The 17537-nt window shown below is 72.9% G+C and carries 16 protein-coding genes; 7 read left to right on the forward strand and 9 right to left on the reverse strand.

Going from position 1 to position 17537, the window contains the following annotated elements; all coding sequences use genetic code 11:
- The first annotated feature begins 6 nt into the window (after positions 1-6).
- The 3 genes from lysA (at position 7) to ACIP84_RS09825 (ending at position 2841) form a co-directional block, all read left to right on the forward strand.
- Complete coding sequence (gene lysA / locus ACIP84_RS09815) at positions 7-1350, forward strand: diaminopimelate decarboxylase (RefSeq protein ID WP_401796712.1); 1344 nt, start codon at positions 7-9, stop codon at positions 1348-1350.
- A 192-nt stretch (positions 1351-1542) separates the two neighbouring features.
- Positions 1543-2370: a maleylpyruvate isomerase family mycothiol-dependent enzyme gene (locus ACIP84_RS09820; protein ID WP_401796714.1), complete on the forward strand. Its 828-nt coding sequence runs from the start codon at positions 1543-1545 to the stop codon at positions 2368-2370.
- Positions 2371-2541: 171 nt separating this feature from the next.
- Positions 2542-2841, forward strand: coding sequence for a DUF1876 domain-containing protein (locus ACIP84_RS09825; RefSeq protein WP_355958741.1), 300 nt, complete (start codon positions 2542-2544; stop codon positions 2839-2841).
- 124 nt (positions 2842-2965) lie between these two features.
- Here ACIP84_RS09825 and ACIP84_RS09830 read toward each other — a convergent pair whose 3' ends face one another.
- Complete coding sequence (locus tag ACIP84_RS09830; RefSeq protein ID WP_401796717.1) at positions 2966-3604, reverse strand: CBS domain-containing protein; 639 nt, start codon at positions 3602-3604, stop codon at positions 2966-2968.
- 282 nt (positions 3605-3886) lie between these two features.
- Between ACIP84_RS09830 and ACIP84_RS09835 the strand changes: the two genes are divergently transcribed.
- The gene (locus ACIP84_RS09835) at positions 3887-5170 is read left to right on the forward strand and encodes a YncE family protein (RefSeq protein WP_355958738.1); all 1284 of its coding nucleotides are present in this window, start codon (positions 3887-3889) and stop codon (positions 5168-5170) included.
- Between the two features lie 62 nt (positions 5171-5232).
- Here the strand turns inward: ACIP84_RS09835 and ACIP84_RS09840 are convergent, their stop codons facing one another.
- The 5 genes from ACIP84_RS09840 to ACIP84_RS09860 form a co-directional block, all read right to left on the reverse strand.
- Complete coding sequence (locus ACIP84_RS09840) at positions 5233-7296, reverse strand: discoidin domain-containing protein (protein WP_401796719.1); 2064 nt, start codon at positions 7294-7296, stop codon at positions 5233-5235.
- A gap of 135 nt (positions 7297-7431) precedes the next feature.
- Entirely contained in the window at positions 7432-8025 is a 594-nt protein-coding gene (locus ACIP84_RS09845; protein WP_401796721.1) for a TetR/AcrR family transcriptional regulator, read from the reverse strand.
- Positions 8026-8074: 49 nt separating this feature from the next.
- Positions 8075-8653, reverse strand: a complete 579-nt coding sequence (locus ACIP84_RS09850) for an exonuclease domain-containing protein (RefSeq protein ID WP_401796724.1) — start codon at positions 8651-8653, stop codon at positions 8075-8077.
- 94 nt (positions 8654-8747) lie between these two features.
- Entirely contained in the window at positions 8748-9419 is a 672-nt protein-coding gene (locus tag ACIP84_RS09855) for a GntR family transcriptional regulator (protein ID WP_401796726.1), read from the reverse strand.
- An 81-nt stretch (positions 9420-9500) separates the two neighbouring features.
- On the reverse strand, positions 9501-10697 hold the full coding sequence (locus ACIP84_RS09860) for a CaiB/BaiF CoA transferase family protein (protein ID WP_401796729.1): 1197 nt from the start codon (positions 10695-10697) through the stop codon (positions 9501-9503).
- 136 nt (positions 10698-10833) lie between these two features.
- Between ACIP84_RS09860 and ACIP84_RS09865 the strand changes: the two genes are divergently transcribed.
- Positions 10834-12042 (forward strand): acyl-CoA dehydrogenase family protein, encoded by a 1209-nt coding sequence (locus ACIP84_RS09865; RefSeq protein WP_401796732.1) that lies wholly within the window; start codon positions 10834-10836, stop codon positions 12040-12042.
- Between the two features lie 137 nt (positions 12043-12179).
- On the opposite strand, the gene ACIP84_RS09870 is transcribed toward ACIP84_RS09865, so the two are convergent.
- The gene (locus ACIP84_RS09870; protein ID WP_355958730.1) at positions 12180-12683 is read right to left on the reverse strand and encodes an FBP domain-containing protein; all 504 of its coding nucleotides are present in this window, start codon (positions 12681-12683) and stop codon (positions 12180-12182) included.
- A 65-nt stretch (positions 12684-12748) separates the two neighbouring features.
- Positions 12749-14218 (reverse strand): PLP-dependent aminotransferase family protein, encoded by a 1470-nt coding sequence (locus tag ACIP84_RS09875; RefSeq protein ID WP_401796734.1) that lies wholly within the window; start codon positions 14216-14218, stop codon positions 12749-12751.
- Positions 14219-14319: 101 nt separating this feature from the next.
- Between ACIP84_RS09875 and ACIP84_RS09880 the strand changes: the two genes are divergently transcribed.
- Positions 14320-14469 (forward strand): hypothetical protein, encoded by a 150-nt coding sequence (locus ACIP84_RS09880; RefSeq protein WP_401796737.1) that lies wholly within the window; start codon positions 14320-14322, stop codon positions 14467-14469.
- On the opposite strand, the gene ACIP84_RS09885 is transcribed toward ACIP84_RS09880, so the two are convergent.
- The gene (locus ACIP84_RS09885) at positions 14456-15895 is read right to left on the reverse strand and encodes a DUF6777 domain-containing protein (RefSeq protein ID WP_401796740.1); all 1440 of its coding nucleotides are present in this window, start codon (positions 15893-15895) and stop codon (positions 14456-14458) included. The genes ACIP84_RS09880 and ACIP84_RS09885 overlap by 14 nt on opposite strands.
- A gap of 266 nt (positions 15896-16161) precedes the next feature.
- Here ACIP84_RS09885 and ACIP84_RS09890 point away from each other — a divergent pair, with 266 nt between their 5' ends.
- Entirely contained in the window at positions 16162-17523 is a 1362-nt protein-coding gene (locus tag ACIP84_RS09890) for a streptophobe family protein (RefSeq protein ID WP_401796743.1), read from the forward strand.
- Positions 17524-17537 lie beyond the last annotated feature (14 nt).

Genomic DNA, 17537 nt, shown 5'->3' on the forward strand with positions numbered 1-17537 from the left:
CCGGAGATGACCACGCTCGACACCCGGACCCGCTCCGCGGCCGGCCCCGGCGCCGACGCGCTCTCCGTCTGGCCCGCGTCCACCACCGTGCGGCCGCACGGCGTCCTCCTCGTCGGAGGCGTGCCCCTCACCGAGATCGTCGAGAGCCACGGCACGCCCGTGTACGTCCTGGACGAGAACGAGGTACGCGAACGCTGCCGCACCTACCGCAGCGCCTTCCCCGATGCCGAGATCCACTACGCCGCCAAGGCCTTCCTCTGCCGCGCCCTCGCCCGCTGGGTGGAGGAGGAGGGACTCGGCCTCGACGTGTGCTCCGCCGGTGAGCTGGAGCTCGCCGTCACCACCGGCTTCCCGGCCGACCGGATCCTGCTCCACGGCAACGCCAAGTCCCCCCGGGACCTGGGCACCGCCCTGCGTCTGGGCGTGGGCCGGATCGTCATCGACACCCCCGCCGAGATCGCGCGCATCGCCGCCGCGGTCGGCACCGGTGGCCGTCAGAGGGTCATGGTCCGTGTGACGCCGGGGATCAGCGCGGGCGGCCACCGGAAGATCCGCACGGGCTCCGACGACCAGAAGTTCGGCCTCTCCCTCCGGGACGGCCACGCCCAGCACGCGATCGCCCGGATACTCGACCAGCCGCAGCTCGAACTCACCGGAGTCCACTGCCACCTGGGCTCTCAGATCACGGACGTCAAGCCGTATCTCGTGGCCGTACGGCGGCTCGTCGGCCTCATGGCCCGGGTGCGTGACACCCATGGCGTCACCCTGCCGGAGCTCGACCTCGGCGGCGGGCACGGCATCGCGTACCGTCCGGGCGAGCCCGCCCTCGACCTCACCGCGCTCGCCCGCAAGGTCCGCGCCGAACTGGCCGAGAGCTGCGCCGCCGCCGGTCTTCCCGTCCCGCGCCTCGTCATCGAGCCGGGCCGCGCGGTCTCCGGACCGGCCGGAGTCGCCGTCTACCGGGTCCTCGCGGTCAAGCGCACCCCCGGACGGACCTTCGTGGCGGTGGACGGCGGGATGAGCGACAACCCGCGACCCGCGCTCTACGGGGTGCGCTACGCCCCGCGTCTGATCGGCCGTCACTCCACGGCCGGCAGCGAGAGCGTGACGGTCGTCGGACGCCACTGCGAGGCCGGGGACGTCCTGGCCGAGGACGTGCCGCTGCCCGCCGACACTCACCCGGGCGACCTGCTCGCGGTACCGGTGGCAGGCGCGTACCACCTCTCGATGGCCTCCTCGTACAACCTCGTGGGCCGCCCGCCGGTGGTCGCCGTGCTCGACGGGCACGCACGGCTCCTGGTGCGCAGGGAGACGCTGGAGGACCTCAGGGCCCGGGACGTCGGGATGTGAGCCCGTGGAACGGGGGCGTGAGCCCGTGGGACGGGCCGGCCGGGGCGGCCGGCCCGTCGACGAGGCGCTGGGACGACCACGGCCGACCTTGACGTACGGCTGACGCGACCGGTGCCGATGGACCTACTCACTGGTACGGTCCCTCACCAACCGGTGCTTCACGTGGGGCCGCCGGGTCGGGAGGGGTGCGGAGTGACGTGGGGACGCGTGGGCGCGGTCGGTGTGCTGCCCGAGGGGCTCGCCGAGGCGATACGGGGGACGGCCGAGGACATCGCCACGGTGCTGCGCGTGGCCCCCGGCGGGGACGGCGCCGGACTGCCCGTACCCCGGTCCACCTGGAGCCTCGGGGAGGCCGCCGCCCATCTGGCGCAGGCCAACGCCCTCATGGCCGACCTGGCCGCCGGTCACGAGCGCCCCTACGGCGACGGCACGCCCGGGAGCCTCGCCGACGCCAACGAACGCGCGCTGGCCGGATTCGAGGAGCGGGCCCCCGGGCCCCTCGCCGAGATGATCACCGCCCAGGCCGAGGCCTTCCTCGCGTCCGTCGAGGACCGCGACCCGGAGGAGCTCCTCTCCACCCCGCTCGGAGCCATGCGCCCGGCCGTCCTCGGCTCGTACCTCCTGACGCACATGCTCGGGCACGGCTACGACCTGGCCCTCGCCGTCGGCCGTCCCCACATGCTGGACGCGCGCCGGGTCGACCTCACCCTGCCGTTCATGATCGAGGCGATGCCCCGGGTCACCGACCCGGCCGCCGTCGACGGTCTGACGGCCCGCTTCGCGGTGCGGCTCCGGAGCGGCCCGAGCTTCGGCGTCCTCGTCGCGGACGGGGCCGTCGAGACCACCCACGAACCGCCCGCCCGCCCGGACTGCACCATCCTCACCGAGCCGGTCGCCTTCCTCCTCCTCGGCCTGGGCCGGCTCGACCCCTGGCCTGTGATCGCCCGGGGCAAGGCCCTCGGCTGGGGCCGCAAGCCCTGGCTGGCCCCGCGCTTCCCGCGCCTCTTCCGCGCCCCGTAGGCCGGAGCGCCGTCCGCGCCCACCGGCGGCCACCGAGCGTACGCGCACCCTCCGGCTCCGTGACCGCCTCAGGCGCGCGGCGTGCCGCTCGGCGCGCGCCGATGGATCCTGGAGGTATCGGAAGGGGCCGCGCCTCGGTCGCGCGAGGCCGGCTGTGCGAGGAGGCAGATCATGACCCGCACTCTGGAGTGGACGGTCGGCGTGGAACTGGTCGAGGAGGACGGCAGGACCAAGGCCGAGGCCCGGCTCCTGACCGGCAACTCGACCCTCACGGGCCACGGCTCCGCCCGCTGCAACCCGTCGGACGTCGACGTTCCGGCGATCGGTGACGAGCTCGCGGCGAGCAGGGCGATGAGGGACCTGGCCGGCAAGCTCATGCGCGAGGCCAACCGCGAGATGGAGGCGGTGGGAGCCGGGACCGTACCCCAGCACACCGGACCCGGCTACGGCTGGCCGGAAGCGGTCTCCTGACCGGCCCGCGGGCGCCGGCGGGGCGAGGACCCGGCGGCGGCACGTGAGCAAGGCGCCGGGTCAGGGGGTGGTTGCGCCCTGACCGGCCCTCGCCCTCGCGTAGCGCCGGGCACTCGACCTCCTCCTACGCCGCGCCCTCCGCGCCCTCGGCGTCCCGCTCGTCCGCCGGGCCCGTCTCGTCCTCGTACGTCAGCCGGTCCTCGACCTCCACCACCCCGTCCACGGTCTCGCACAGGCGGACGAGGATCGGACCGATCCCCGCGCGGTCCAGCGTGCCGCTCAGCGTCACCCGGCCCTCCTCGACGTCGATGTGGACGGCGGAGGGGGAGAGGCGCAGGATGCGGACGACCACGTCCTCACGGACCTCCTCCTGGATCGAGCGGTCCCGGCGCAGGAACAGCTGGAGCAGGTCGCTCCGGCTCAGCACCCCGATCAGCCTCCCCTCGGCGTCGACGACCGGCAGCCGCTTCACCCGGTGCCGTTCCATGAGGCGGGCCGCCTCCACGGCCGTCCAGGAGGGTCTGGCCGTCACGACGGGGCTCGACATCATGGCCTCCGCGGTGCTCGGACCGTCCTTCGCGGTGTGCCGCCGCAGGAGGTCGGCCTCGGAGACCACGCCCACGGGCCGGTTCTCGTCGTCGACCACCGGGACGGCGGTGATGCCGTACTCGTCGAGGAGCCGCGCGATCTCCTTGAACGACGTCCCTGGCTGTACCGCCACCGCGGTCGGCGTCATCAGGTCGGCGACACTGCGGTGCCTCATCGTCCGTTCCGTCCCTTCTGGGTTCCGGAGTCCATGATCTCCTACCGGGCGCCGGAGCGGGACAAGGGGACCGCGGGGACTTGCGAGACTTGTCATGGACATGGTTACTTCGGGTAAGCCGCGCCGGACGTCGCATCTGAAGTGAGCCCTGGAGTCACCTCTCGAGCCACCTCTTGAGTCGCTTCTCGAGTCACCCCTCAAGCCGCACTTCGACCCGCACCTCAAACCGCACCTCAAGCCGCACCGCAAGTCAGCCCTTCGAGCCGGAAGAAGGACCCCCGTATGCCCTCTCTCCGCACGCCGTCCACCCGCCCCCGCCGCCTCGTCGCCGCCCTCGCGGCAGCCGTCGCCCTCGTCGCCACGGCCGGCGGCACCGGTGCGGCCGTCCCCGGACCGGCCGCCACCGGGGCGCCGGCCGCCGCACTCCGCGAGGCGATGTTCGTCGGCAACAACTGGGACGGAACGGCCGACGTCATCGCCGCCCGGGGCGACTTTCACCGCATCGGCCGCGTGAACGTCATCCCCGACAAGGAGGAGCGCCTCCGTGAGATCCATCTGAACCCCATCAAGCTCGCGTTCTTCCTCGGCGTGCGCAACGGCCCGGGGGAGGGTCACGACCAGTTCGTCGACGACATGTACGCGACCCCCGACGGCTCCTCCATGGTCGTCTCCCGGCCGAGCTTCGCCGATGTCGTCTCCCTCGACCTGCGCACCGGACGGATCAACTGGCGCTTCCCCGTGGCCGGTTACCGCGCCGACCACATGGCCGTCTCGCCCGACGGCACCCGGGTCGCGGTCTCCGCCTCCACGGCCAACACCGTGCACGTCCTCGACATCGGCACCGGCCGCGAGATCGGCTCCTTCAAGACGGGCGACAAGCCCCACGAGAACGTCTTCACCTCCGACGGCCTCCTGTGGAACATGTCCATAGGCGAGGTGACCACCGCCCTCGACGCCCCCTGGCTCGACTGGACCAAGGGCGACCGCCGCATCACCGTCGTCGACGCCACGACCTTCAGGACCGTCCGCGTCATCGACATGCGCGAGCGCCTCGACGCCTTCGGCCGCGGCGACCTCTCCGACGCCGTGCGGCCCGTCGCGTTCACCCCGGACGAGAAGAAGCTCTACCTCCAGGTCTCGTTCTACAACGGCCTCCTGGAGTACGACGTCACCACCGACCGCATCACCCGGGCCAAGGTCCTCCCCGGCAACCCGAGGACCGACCCCGACCGCACCACCTGGGTCAACGACTCGCGCCACCATGGCCTTTCGATGAGCCCCGACGGCGCCAAGCTCTGCGTCGCGGGAACGATGGACGACTACGCCACCGTGGTCGACCGCGCCACGCTCCAGGAGGGCCCGCTCGTCGAGGCGTCCAAGCCGTACTGGGCGACCGTGAGCGGCGACGGACGGTCCTGCGTCATCTCCGAGAGCGGCGCCGACCGCGTCACCGCGATCGACTTCGCCACCGGGCGACGCGTGGCCTCCGTGGACGTCGGCGACCACCCGCAGCGGGTGCGGCTGGCTCGTGTCCCGGCCGACTGGGGCGCTTCCGAGGGGAGTTGAGCAGCCGCGGCGGGGGCCGGTCGGACCACGAGGTGATCCGGCCGGCCCCCGCCGCTTCGTGCTCAGGCTCTGTGCACCGCGACCTCGTAGAGCGAGTAGCCCCACTGGGTCGCCCGCCGCTCGCCGTGGATCCGTACGTAACGGGCCGACGTCGACGGGAACTCCGCCGTGTCGTACCCGCCGTCGCCGGCGCTCGTGGACCACACCGTCCGCCAGTCCGTGCCGTTCTCCGACACGTCGATCCGGTACTGGCGCGCGTACGCCCGCTCCCAGTCCAGGGTGACCCTGCCCACCCTGCGGACGGCTCCGAGGTCCACGCCCATCCACTGGTCGTCCGACCAGTCGCTGGCCCAGCGCGAGCCGGTGTCGCCGTCGAGGGCGCGGCCCGGCGCGTAGCTGACGAACGGGTTCCACTCCGAGGAGCTCGCCGAACCCGGCTGGCCCTTCGCGAGGTTGACTCCCGGTTCGTGGTTCTCGGTCGCCTTCCACGTGGTCAGGTACGACTCCGCACCGGCCGCCAGTTCGTCGACGACGCCCTGGCCGCCGCTGAGCCGGATCTGCTCGACCCAGTCCGGCACCAGGCCGTTGTGCGCCGCGCCGTCGGTGTTCAGGTCCCAGGTGCGCTCGCCCGTCACCTGCCGGTCGATCACCGAGCCGCCGTCGAAGCTGCGGAAGGGGTACTTCACCGCGTTCGGCGCTCCGCTGCCCACCGGGGCCGGCCAGCCGCCGACGCCGTTCATGTCGGTGCCGTAGCCGAGACCGACCTTGTACTTCGCGCGCAGCGCGGCCTTCTGACCCGCCTCGCCGACGAAGCCCTCCGCGCCGTGCATGTACTGGGCGACGAAACCGCCCAGCTTGTAGAGGCGCTCCGTCCAGTCCAGGTCCATCCAGCTGTGGCTGGACAGGACGCCCGGGTACTCCTCGGACTCCAGGATGTCGAGCGCCCGCCCCGCCGCCTTGACGCTCATGTGGTCCAGCTCCAGCATCATGCCGCGGTCGATCATGCCCCGCAGGGCGTGCTCACCGAGCCGGGTCAGACCTCGCGTGTTGCATTTCGCGTCGGAGGCGTACGAGGGGGTGCTCACGCCCGGCGGCAGCTTGGACGCCATCACCGGGGCGGCCCCGAGCCCGATCGGGTTGTCGTGCTGCGGGCCCGCGCACTTCTCCGTCGCCCAGAACGTGCCCGTCGACAGGAACTGGCCGATGTTGACCGCCGTACCGATGGCGCCCGAGTCGAAGCGGACACCGCACAGCGCGTTGTCGAACTTGTGGCACAGGAACATGCTGCGGACCCCGAGCCCGTACAGCTCGTCGAGACCGCGGTCGATGTCCTCCTTGCTGCACTGCGCGACATCGAGGATCTGCTTGCAGCCGAACGGCTCCGAGGTCTCGACGCCCAGGACGACCGCGAGCTTGCCCTGCTCGACCACCGAGCGCGCCTGCGCCGCGGACGTGACGATCCTGAACCAGCCCTTGCCGGGTCCGCCGTACATCCCGTCGACGTAGTCCTGGAGTTCGTACGTCTTACGGGCCTGGAGGCGGATCGACGTCATCTCGTCGCAGCTCCGGTCACGGGGCAGGATCGAGCAGATGAGGCCGTTCGTCACCAGGTCGTTGACGAGCACGCGCTGCCCGCCGCGCCAGGCGCGCTCCACCCACGCGTAGTAGTTCTGCTGGTGCGTCAGGGAGTTGTGGGCGGGCCAGTCCTTGAACGTGGGCCAGCCGACCGGGTCGTGGTGGCCGTCGGCCCCGCCGGTGATGTTCTCGAACAGGGCGCCCGAGCCGTCGGGATAGTGCTCGGGACAGTCCTTGAGCGCCTCGGCGGCGCCCGCCGTGGAGAACGTCTGGCCGCAGATGAGCCGGCCGCCGAACCCCTCGTTGGACATCAGGTGGTTGTGGGCGTCGACGAAGCCGCGCACCTTCCCCTGCGCGTCCGTTCCCGTGAACGGGGTGCCCGTGACGTTGATCTGCGAGTCGGCCGCGGGCCGGGAGGCGGGCTCCCACCACCCACCGCCGGCGGCGGCGGCGGGGACGGGACCGGAGCCGAAGAGGACGGCGGCCAGGGCGAGGAACAGCGCGAGAAGGGCGGATCTGCCGCCGGTCCTGCGCGAAATGGGTCGAGTCATGGTCAGCGATGCCTCCGGACGGTGGGGGAGTACCGGGCGCCCCGAGGATCGCGGTGATGGAGGAGTGAGTCAATAGTCCGGGACAGATGACCTGTTGATGGTCATGAGGCTCCCCCAGAGTGCACGGCCGGACCCCTATCCGTCGATGAGCGACACGAGGTGATCGGCCGTCAGATCGAGCAGCGTGGCCGCCGTCCGCTCGTCCCCGACGACCAGGAACTGGAGGGTGAGACCGTCGATCGCCGCCGCCAGGTACCGGGCGATCGTCTCCACCGGTACCCGCGGTTCGATGCCCCGCATCGCGCGGACCTGCTCGACGAGCGCGGCGGCCGACACCACGTACTGCTCGTACTGGGCGCGCGCCAGATGCTCGAACCCCGGCTCCCGCAGGGCGTACTGGGTGAGGTCGTACGTCAGCATGTGCTCGCCGGGGTGGGCCGTGACATGGTCCCAGTACGACTGGAGCGCGCCCCGTACGGTCTCGCGCAGGGTGGCGCCCGGCTCGACCGCCGACATCACACGCGCCACGTAGTCGCTGTTGATCGTCTCGATCGCGGCTTCCAGGAGGGCCTGCTTGGAGTCGAAGCAGTAGTGGAAGACGCTCAGCGAGACACCCGCCTCGGCGCAGATCGACCGGGTGGTGGTCCGGGCGACCCCGTCCCTGGTCATCGCCCTGATCGCCGCGTCGACCAGCTGTCTGCGTCGTTCGGCCGACGGCATCCGCCCCATGGTTCCTCCTCGCGTCCGGCGCCAGGGTAACCGCAGGTCCCCGAGGCGCCTACGGAACGTCCACCGCGCCGGCCGGCGGCCACGCGCCGCGCTCCGCGAGCCGCAGCACCAACGCCGCGATGTTCCAGGCGTCGTCCTCGCCCCGGTGGTGACGTCCCTCCAGGGGCAGCCCCGCGATCTCCAGGGCGCGTGCCATACCGGGGCGCTTGCGAAGGCCGTACGCCTCGGTGAACACGGCCTTGGCGTTGGTGTGGTGGCGCCCGAAGGGATACGGGGTGCCGGACACCCGGCACTGGTGGGTGAACTGCTTGCGGTCGTAGTCGCCCCAGCTCGCCCAGGGCCGACGACCCGCCTCGTACGTGGTCGCCAGGAGCCGGCAGGCGGCGGCGAAGTCCAGACCCGTGTCCACCTCCGCCTGGGTGAGTCCGGTCAGTTCGGTGCAGAACGCGCTGACCTTCGAACGGGTCGGCCGCACCAGGATCCGATGCCGGGAGACCCGCTCGCCCGCGATCGGATCGACCACCGTCAGCCCGATCTCGATGATCTCGCTGACCGCGCCGGGCGGACGCTCGCCGTCCCAGCAGGTCGCCTCGACGTCGACGATGTTGACCCGTTCCCCCTGATACATGGCCAGGAGCCTATGCGGTCGCGCCACCAGGATGCACCGATGTTTCGGATCAGGGGGATCCCCGTCCCCGTCGGCGAGCACCTCTGCCGGTGATTCAGTCCCGCTCCAGGTCCAGGACCTCGCGCAGGGCCGCCACCGCGTGCGCCCGGTGCTCGTCCAACCAGCGGACGGCGGCGTCCTCGTCGCCGTGGCGCAGCGCGGAGATGACGGCGCGGTGCTCGCGGACGGCCTGCTTCCGGTGCGGCTCCTCGGTGTAGTAGAGCGAGCGGTACGCGTCGGTGGAGTCCCACAGGGTCGCGATCAGGCGGACCAGGCGCGGCATCCCCGACGCCTCGATGAGCGTGAAGTGGAAGAGCCGGTTCGCCGCCGCCATCGCCGGCACGTCGCCCTCGTCGGCCGCCTGCTCCACCTCACGCTGGACGCGTTCCAGGGCGGCCACGACGCCGTCCGGCATCCGTCGCACGGCCCTCCGCACGGCCTCCGTCTCCAGGAGCTCGCGGATGCGGTAGATCTCCTCCAGATCGGCGAGCGAGAGCTCCGCGACGAAGTAGCCCCGGTGGATGTGGTGGACGACCAGCCCCTCGGCCTCCAGGGCCTTCAGGGCCTCGCGCAGCGGCACCCGGCTCACCTCGAACCGGGCCGCGAGGGCGTCCTGACGGATCTGCCCACCGGGCCTCAGCTCCCCGCTGGTGATGGCGCGCCGCAGTTCCTCCAGAACGAACTGCTGGGCGGTCTGCGGACGCCGCTTCTGCACCGCGCTGCTCATCGCCTGTGACCTTCCGATCCCTCGTGCTGCCCACCGGACGATCTCTCCACCGGTGCCGACCATCTTCCTACGCGCGCGTGGTCACGGATCTCCCGCTGCGCTCTCCTCCGCCCGCCCCAGGCAGGCCAGCACGCCCTCCGTGTGCTCGCCGAGCCGCGGGGGAGCGGCGCGGTACGTGGGCGGGGTCGCGCCGAGCCGGACCGGATGGGCGACCTGGCCGGGACCCGCGGCCGACTCCGGGACCCGCGGGGCGAGCCCCAGCCGGTCGGCGAGCTCGAACGCGGCGGCCAGGTCGTTGATCGGCCCGCACGGCACCCCGACCGCCGTGAGCTCCTCGAACCAGCGGTCGGCGGTACGGGACCCCAGCGGCCCGGCGAGCGCCGCCACCAGCTCGTCCCGGTGCGCGACCCGGGCCGTGTTGGTCGCGAACCGCGGATCGTCGGCGAGCCCGGGCAGGCCGAGCCGCTCGCACAGGACCCCGAACTGCCGGTCGTTGCCCACGGCCAGGACCAGCGGCCGGTCCCGCGCCTCGAACACCTCGTACGGCGCGATGCTCGGGTGCCGGTTGCCCATCGCGCGCGGCACGACCCCCGCCCCGAGATGGGCGGCCGCCTGGTTGGTGAGCGCCGACAGGAGGGAGGAGAGCAGCGAGACCTCGACCCGCTGGCCCACGCCGGTGCGCTCGCGGTGCCGGAGGGCGGCGAGGACGCCCATGCCCGCGTGCAGCCCGGTGATGACGTCGACCAGGGCGACCCCGGCCTTCGTCCCCTGCCCGCCGGGTTCGCCCGTCACGCTCATGAGGCCGCCCATGGCCTGGACGAGCAGGTCGTAGCCGGGCAGCCGGGCGCCCGCGTCGGCGCCGAAGCCGGTCACCGAGCAGTAGACGAGACCGGGGTTGGAGGCCCGCACGTCCTCGTACCCGAGGCCCAGCTTCTCCATCGTGCCGGGGCGGAAGTTCTCCACCAGGACGTCCGCGCGGTCCACGATCGCGCGCGCCGCCGCAAGGCCGTCGGGGTCGGTGAGGTCGAGTGCTACCGAGCGCTTGTTGCGGTTCACCCCGAGGAAGTAGGTGGCCTCGCCGCCGGCGAACGGCGGCCCCCACGCGCGCGTGTCGTCGCCGGACCCCGGCCGCTCGATCTTGATCACGTCCGCGCCCAGGTCGGCGAGGAGCATCGTCATGTACGGCCCCGCCAGGACCCGGCCGAAGTCGGCGACCACGATCCCGGACAGGGCGCCGGCCGTCGTGGGCCCCGGTGGGCCCGGCTGGTCTGCGCGCATTCCGCTCTCCCTCGGTGGTGATCGGATCTCTTCGGACCGTACGACCGGGATAAGGGATTTTCAATACTGGATCCAATATCCGGTCTGGGGCTACGCTTCGCCTCGCCGAGTCGCCACAGCCGCCAGGAGGCCGTCCGTGAAGTCGTCGCAGTCGCCATCGCCGTCGCAGTCCAGCTCCGCCCCCGTCCACCCCTTCGACCTGCTCGCCATCGACGGACTGCTGACCGACGAGGAGCGCGAGATCCGCCGGACCGTGCGCGCCGTCGCCGACCGCGAGCTGCGCCCGCACGTCGCCGGCTGGTTCGAGAAGGGCGAGATCCCCGCCCGCGAACTCGCCCGCACCCTCGGCGGCATCGGTGTGCTCGGCATGCACCTGGAGGGCTACGGCTGCGCGGGCACCGACGCCGTCGCCTACGGCCTCGCCTGTCTGGAGCTGGAGGCGGTCGACTCCGGACTGCGCTCGCTCGTCTCCGTGCAGGGCTCGCTCGCCATGTACGCGATCTGGAAGTACGGCTCCGAGGAGCAGAAGCAGCAGTGGCTGCCGAAGATGGCGGCGGGGGAGTACATCGGCTGCTTCGGCCTCACCGAGCCCGACGCCGGGTCCGACCCGGGCGCCATGCGGACCAACGCCAAGCGCGACGGCTCCGACTGGATCCTCAACGGCACCAAGATGTGGATCACCAACGGCTCGGTGGCCGATGTCGCCGTCGTCTGGGCCCGTACCGAGGACGGCGTACGCGGCTTCCTCGTGCCGGCCGGCACCCCCGGGTTCAGCGCCCCGGAGATCAAGATGAAGCTGTCGCTGCGCGCGAGCGTCACCAGCGAACTGGTCATGGAGGACGTCCGCCTCCCGGCCGACGCCGTGCTGCCCGAGGCCCGGGGCCTGTCCGGCCCGCTCGGCTGCCTCAACGAGGCCCGCTTCGGCATCGTCTTCGGCGCCCTCGGCGCCGCCCGCGACTGCCTGGAGACGGCGATCTCGTACGCCCGCGACCGGACCGTCTTCGCCCGCTCCCTCGCCTCGTACCAGCTGACGCAGCAGAAGCTCGCCGACATGTCCGTCGAACTCGGCAAGGGCATGCTGCTCGCCGTCCACCTGGGGCGGCTCAAGGACGCGGGCGCGCTCACCCCGGAGCAGGTCAGCGTGGGCAAGCTGAACAACGTCCGCGAGGCCATCACCATCGCCCGCGAGTGCCGCACGATCCTGGGCGCCAACGGCATCACCCTGGAGTACCCGGTGCTGCGCCACGCCAACAACCTGGAGTCGGTGCTCACCTACGAGGGCACGAGCGAGGTCCACTCCCTGGTCATCGGCAAGGCGCTCACCGGCGAACAGGCCTTCCGCTGACCCGCGCGGGAAGGCCGGCCTGACGCGGGCCCGGCCGGTCTCGGCCCGACGTCGGCCCGGCCTGACGGGGTCTCGGCCCGACGTCGGCCCGGCCTGACGCGGTCTCGGCCCGACGCGGGGCCGGCCCGGACGTCGGCTCAGCCCGACGTCACCCGGTCCACGAAGGCGTCCAGGTTGCCCGTCAGGCGGGCGACCTGCTCGTCGACCGTGAGGGACTCCTCCTGACGTCGGCCGCGCAGCTTCGGCTGCCGCTTGCCCCGCACGTACAGGGAGCAGGCGAGGTCGGCGCAGAGGTACATCCCGACGGTGTTCCCGTCGCGGCCCCGGGGCCCGGCGAGCGGCGCCACCAGCAGCGTGACGCCCGAGGAGGCGTGCCCGGTCAGACACACCTGGCACATGCTCGACTTCATGGCGCTGGTCCGCCCGGCGGCCGGCACCCGCAGGCTCACGCCGACCGGACCGTCCGCGCGGGGAACGACCAGGTGGGCGCGGAGCGGCGCACCGGGGTCGACCCAGCCGAGGAAGTCCAGGTCCTCCCAGGGGAGTTCGGCGAAGTCGAGCGGCAGCTTGAGGCGTGCCGCCTCGCCCTTGGTGCAGTTCACGAAGGACGAGCGGATCTGTTTGTCGGTCAATGGTTCCACTCGGTGGACCGTACACGGACCCCGGCCGGCGGGCATCCGGATAACACCCCGTGGCGAGGGGCGCCTCAGGCCACCCAGTCCGGCAGCGCCGGGTCGGTGAAGCGCCCCGGCGCCCCGTCGAGGGCCGCCGCGAGCCGCTCCGCAGCCGGTTCGTACACCTCCTCGGGCAGGGTGAACGGAATGCGCAGCCGGTGCTCGTGCGTGCCGGGGTCCACACCGAAACGGGCGCCGCCCTCCACCCGCACCCCGTGCCGCAGACCGCGGGCCGCGAGGTTCGAGGCACCCGGCCGGCCCAGATCGATCCACAGGCACATCCCGCCGGGCGGCACCGTCCACCGCCACTCGGGCAGATGGCGGGCCAGGGCCGAGGTCAGCGCGTCCCTGCGCAGCCGCAGCTCCGCCAGGCGCTTCGGCAGGATCACGTCGAGCCGGTCCATGAGGGCGACGGCCACCAGCTGGTCCAGTACGGAACCGGACAGGTCCGCGGTGATCCGGACCCGGGCCAGTTCGGTCACGACCCGGGACGCGGCCCGCACCCAGCCGACCCGGAGTCCGCCCCAGCAGCTCTTGCTCAGCGAGCCCACGGAGACGATCTGCTCGCTGTCACCGCCGGCGGCCGCCGCCGCGAACGGCGGCGGCGCGGGCACGTCGAGCGCGATGTCCGTCAGCGTCTCGTCCACCACCAGCCAGGTCCCGGTGGCCCGCGCCGACCGTGCCAGGTCACGCCGCTGCTCCTGCGGCATCAGGTGCCCGGTCGGGTTGTGGAAGTCGGGGATCAGATAGGCGAGGCGCGGTGCGGTCTGCCGCAGTGCGGCATCGACGAGCCCGGTGTCCCAGCCGGTCTCGGTGACCGGCACCGGGGTGATGCGGAGCATGCGGCCCCGCATCGCGTCGAGTGCGTTGGTGTACGAGGGGTTCTCGGCGAGCACGCGGTCACCGGAGCGGCCCAGCAGCGTCAGCGCCAGGGAGAGGGCCTGCTGCGCCCCCGTGGTGACGAGGATCTGCTCCGGGAGCGTCGGCAGGCCCCGGGCCGTGTAGCGCGCGGCGACGGCGGCGCGCAGCGCGGGCAGCCCGTACGGGTGATAGCCCTGCGTGCCGGCGTAGCGGGGGAGCTCGGCGGCGGCCGAGGCGAGGGCGGCGGAGAGTTCCTCGGCGGGGGCCTCCGGCGCGGCCAGGGCGAGGTCGATGGTCGCCCCGGTCTCGTCGTGGAAGGCCCCGAGCGCGGTCGGGGCCTGGCCCTCCGGGAGCGCGGTCCAGGTGCCCGCGCCCCGTCGGCTGTGCGCGTACCCGCTCTCCCGGAGCAGGTCGTACGCCCCCGTGACCGTCGTCCGGCTCACGGCGAGCACCGTGGCGAGCTCCCGCTCGGCCGGCAGCCGCAGCCGCAGCGCCACCCGCCCGTCGAGCAGGGCCTCCCGCACAGCCCGCGCGAGCTCCCGGTAGCCGAACCGGCCCTCGGCGGGCGGGGTGAGGAGCGAGGCCAGCTGACGGCCCGTGAGGGTCCGGTCCGCTGTATGGACCACGCGTGCCACTGCCATGCCAATCACTCCTCATTGGCTCTGCTGTCCGGGCCAATAAGGTTACAGACTCCTCTCCAGTGGCCTGGTGGCCACCTTCCAGCGGGGAAAGGGGACGACCGATGTCCGGGCACTTCACCGACCGTGACGAGCGGATGTGGCAGCAGCGTGCGGAGGAGCGGGCGGCCCGGCCCCTGCGGATCGGGGCGTGGCTGCGGAGCCTGCGGAATCTGGAGCTCCTGCGCGTGGCGCGCCCGGCTAACTCTGGGTGACCGGCGCGGACTCGGGACCCGACGTCGACGTGCCGGCCGACGGTGACGTGTCGTCCTGCGCGGTGGTGTCGTCCGAGGGTGTGGTGTCGGACGGGGGCGTGTCGGTGGACGGGGAGGACGGCGAGGACGGGGGCGTGTCCGAGGGGGACGTCGGCGGCGCGGACGTCGACTCCGAGGGGGTCAGCGTCGAGGGGCACGGCGACGGTGTCACGCCGTTGCTCGGCGTCGGGGTCTCGTCGCCCGTCACCGTCACGCACGGCACCGGCGTCGAGGGGGAGAGGGACGGGGACGTCGAGGTGGAGGTGGAAGGAGACACCGAGGTCGACGGGGACTTGGTGGGCGGCGGGGGAGGCGGCGGGGTCGGCCTGTCGTTCTTGCCGTGGTCCCCGTGCTGCCGCGCGAACCAGCTGTCGTCCTCCGGGTCGTACACCACGAAGACGTTCACGACCGTCACCGACGGCGCCACCACGACCACCTGGCTGGAGTTGTAGCCCTGCCACGGCGTGCCCGTCGTCTTCGGCGACTTCTGCGCCACGGGCAGGGTCAGCGGGTTGCCGCAGGCGCAGCGCACCCGGGGCACTCCGCGGTCGTCGACCAGGACCGCCGTTCCGGCCTGGAGCACCGCCTGGTACGTGGTGGCCGCGCCGTTCCTGTAGCCGTGGTTCGTCACCCGTGTGTCGGCCCGGAGCTGGAGCGGGGTCAGGGAGCGCAGGTAGCCGGGCACCTGGTTCGCCTGGATGCCGAGGGTGGAGGCGAAGGCGGCGTTCTTCGCGGGCTCGGCGGAGAGATAGCGGACCTGCTGTTCCACGTCGCAGCTGGCCACCGACTGCGTCCCGCCGTAGAGGCCGGGTGTCGAGCCCGACACCTCGGGGGTGGCCGAGGCGGTACGGGGAGGCAGTGAGGCCGGTGAGGCGGAGGCCGGCTCGGTACGGGCCGTCGACTTGGTGAACGGATCGGGACCGGAGGCGGCCGCGTTCTGGAGGAACACCTCGCCGCCGCCGGAACCCGCCGTGTCGTTCTTGTCGTCGGGGCTGTTGGTGAGCACCACGGCCAGCGCGGCGGCCGCGACCACGACGGCCGCGATGGAGGCGACCTTCGGGACGGAACGCCACCAGGGACGCTTGCCGGGGCCGCCGTTCCCCGGGACGCCGTGGGTGCCGTCGCCGGAACCGCCTGCCCCGCCGGGGCCACCGGCGCCACCTGAGCTGCCCGAACCGCCGCCGCTGCCGCCGGAAGAGCCGCCGCCCGAACCGCCGCCCGCGCCGCTGTGGGGCGGCCCTGGGGGCGGTGGCGGGTGTCCGGCGGAACCCGGGCGTGCGCCCGGGCCCGAGAGAGGGCCCGAGGGGGGACCTGCGGGAGGAACCGACGGAGGGCCGGACGGCGGGTGGGAAGTCACGTTTTTCCCTTTCTTCCGTTCCGGGCCCATTGTGTGCGCCGAACGGTGGGTGCCCGCAAGCGGAGAACCCCGAGTGGCAGAACCCGGCAACCCGAGTGGCGGAGCCCGGGCAGCCCGAGTGGCAGTGCCCGGAACCCGGGTGGCAGTGCCCGGCACCCCGGGTGGCAGTGCCCGGCGCGGGGCGGTCGCATCCACGGGCGACCCGTACCTGAGCGGCCTCGTACCCGAGCGGCCGATCAGCGGGCCCGTACCCGTGCGGTCCCGTCCACAAGCGTGCGACCGGCACCGGTACTAGCGTGGGCAGGGTGAGCAGTCGGCTCCCCACCTCCACGCGGCCCGCCGCGACCACCACCGGGCTTCTCGCCCGCGTCGGCCTGCAGTCCCTGGCCGCGGTGGTCGCCGGTTACGTCGCGATGGGCATCGTCGCCGGCCTCGGCCTCTGGGCGGCCGGCGCGGGCGATCTGCCCGGCGGCTTCGCCTCCGTCCTGGCCGCCGTCGTCGTCATGGCCGCGGGCGGCAAGGTCGAACTCTCCGGCGACGCCGGCGGCCTCGCCGGAACCCAGGCCGAACTGACCGCCATGCCGCTGACCGTCACCCTGGTGGGCGCACTGGTCACCGGCTACTGCTTCCTGCGGCCCCTGCGGCACCACGCCGTGGCCGAATCCCGCGAGCTCCTGCTCCGCGTCGTGAGCACGGTCGTCCTCTGGATGGCGGCCCTGGCGGGAGTCTCCGCCGTCGCCCGGCACGACTTCCCCCTCACCATCGGCGGCGGGGACCAGCAGGACGCCCTGATGGACATCTTCGGTGAGCTGCTCGACGCCGTGAACCCCACCGTCGGCTTCCGCACCGACTTCGGACCCACCCTCTTCTACGGGCTGCTGTGGATCCTCGGCGTGCTCGTCGTCGCGCTCCTCGTGTCCCGGCGGACCCCGCTGCCGCCCCGGCTGGTCCGCTACCACGAACCCGTACGGCCGGCGGCGCACGCGATGCTCCTGCTGCTCCTCGCGTACGTGGTCGTGGGCCTGGTCATCGGCGTGGTGGTCGCGGCCACCAAGGGCCACGCCGCGGAGACCTTCGCCGTCCTCCTGCTCGGCCTGCCGAACGTCACCTGGCTCGCGCTCGGGGTGGGCGTCGGAGGCTCCTGGGAGGGCAGGGTCGACGGTCCGTTCGGCCTGCCGATGCCGCAGATCCTCGACGCCGTCCTGCGCCAGGGCGACAGCACGGGCGACAGCACGGACCTCTCGACGATCGACCTGGGCTCGCTCGCGGCGGAGGACGCGCGGGCGTGGTGGCTGCTCCCGGTGGCGGCCGTGCTGGTCCTCGCGGCGGCCTTCGTGGCGGCGGTCCGCTCCCCGGCGAGGATCAAGCTCTGGCAGCACGCCCTGCACCTGGGAATCGCCTTCGCGCTGACGATGCTGGTGGCCGCCCCCCTGACCCTGGTGGAGGCCCGCCTCGGGCTCTCGGTCCTCGGCATCGGCGACCTGGACGCCCTGGGCGGCGAAGTGATCCTTCGCCCCCACATCTGGAGGACGGTCGGCTTCGCCCTGCTCTGGGGCCTGTTCTTCGGCTTCCTCGGCGGCCTCCTCGCCACCCGCGTCCGCCGCAAGGGCGAGACCGAGACCAGGACCGAGCCGCCACCGCCACGGCCCCGGAAGTAGAACGGGGCCGAGCC

The organism is Streptomyces sp. NPDC088707 (genome assembly GCF_044752725.1).
In the GTDB taxonomy this organism is placed as follows: domain Bacteria; phylum Actinomycetota; class Actinomycetes; order Streptomycetales; family Streptomycetaceae; genus Streptomyces.